Origin of the sequence: Nonomuraea sp. NPDC050643 (genome assembly GCF_040654715.1) — a bacterium.
GTDB lineage: Bacteria > Actinomycetota > Actinomycetes > Streptosporangiales > Streptosporangiaceae > Nonomuraea.
Genome location: NZ_JBFAIM010000186.1, coordinates 1 through 1383, shown reverse-complemented (window position 1 = coordinate 1383; position 1383 = coordinate 1). Strand labels below are relative to the sequence as shown.

Genomic DNA, 1383 nt, shown 5'->3' with positions numbered 1-1383 from the left:
ATATAATAATTATTATTTATTTTTAATAAAATTAATATAAATAAAATAAAGGAAAAAAAAGGACTTAAAATTTAATGTTTAGAGTTTAATTTTGACGCTGAGAAACGCATTCACAATAAACGACAGCCACAAATGGCGAATATAGATAAGTCACGACAATATATAAGTCGGGAAAAAACGCCGAGATGGTTAGAAGAACGTACTTATGAAAAACAAATAAAAAATGAATATGATCCACAATTAGAAAAAGAGCGAAAAGCATTTTTAAAACAACTTCAATTAGACTGGGAAGATTAAAACAAAAGATCTTTAGCAAGGGGGCTAAAGATCTTTTGTTTTGTATTTTATTTTCCTGTTAATTCAGGAATTAGCCAACTTAGAAAACCTCCAATAGGAAAAACAATCCACCAATATCTAGCCATAAAATCCCAGCCATTTTTTACAGGTTCATTTTTTCTATTTCTATTTTTCATTCCAATAGTCATAGGATATTTTTTATCTAATTTTTTTGAAATAAAAACATTTAAAAAATAATACATTATTGCTAAGCTCAAAAATAAAGCGAAAATCCAAATGATGCGGTAAATATTTTGTTCTAAACCTTCTAACTCACCTACAAAGATTCCAAATAGTCCTAAAAACACAAAAATAAAACTAAATGTTATTAATTTAATAGTAAAAAGTTCATTTTTACGATAATTAAACTGCTTTTGTTGTTCTTTAGATATTTCCATTATTTCCTCCTCCTTATCAGAAGACGAGATAGATTCGAATAGTTCATTGACTGTCACATCTAATGCGTTTGAGACACTTTTAAGTGTTTCACTACTAACTTCTTCTCCAGCCTCCATTCTTTGAATTGTTCTTACTGTTACATAAGCCTTTTCTGCTAAATTTTCTTGAGTTAACGATTTTTGTTTTCTAATTTCTGCAACTTTTGATTTGTTCATACTCATAAACTACTCCTCAACTAAAAAAATGAACACGAAAAATTGCCGACAGATGGGCGACAATGAAACGACAGTTACTTCAAAATTATATTCTTAAAAGAAAGTATATATCTAATTTTACAAAAAGCATAAGAAAGGATATACTGAAAGTAACAAATAGCAGATATATCATTGTATGTGAAAACCCCCAGCGTGCCGGCTGGGGGTTTCTTTTTACTTATGCTCTTGTTGTAATAGATAAAGAACATAACCAACAATAATTGGAAAAATGAGCTTATCTAGTACAAATAGCAAGATTATCATTGTATGTGACACCTCCTTTGTGCACGGAAGTGCTTTTCCAGTATAACAAAAAACTACAATTTAAAACGGTGTGTTATCACGTGAAATTGTGAATAAAGATACAAAAGTTCACTTAATGAAAAAGAATGAA

The 1383-nt window shown here is 28.9% G+C and carries 1 protein-coding gene and 1 pseudogene; one reads left to right on the top strand and one right to left on the bottom strand.

Annotated elements, in window-relative coordinates:
• Positions 1 to 18: 18 nt before the first annotated feature.
• Positions 19 to 297, top strand: a pseudogene (locus AB0I15_RS66880) (RepB family plasmid replication initiator protein); the annotation flags it as partial.
• 47 nt (positions 298 to 344) lie between these two features.
• Here AB0I15_RS66880 and AB0I15_RS66875 read toward each other — a convergent pair.
• On the bottom strand, positions 345 to 956 hold the full coding sequence (locus AB0I15_RS66875) for a helix-turn-helix domain-containing protein (RefSeq protein WP_001830024.1): 612 nt from the start codon (positions 954 to 956) through the stop codon (positions 345 to 347).
• Positions 957 to 1383 lie beyond the last annotated feature (427 nt).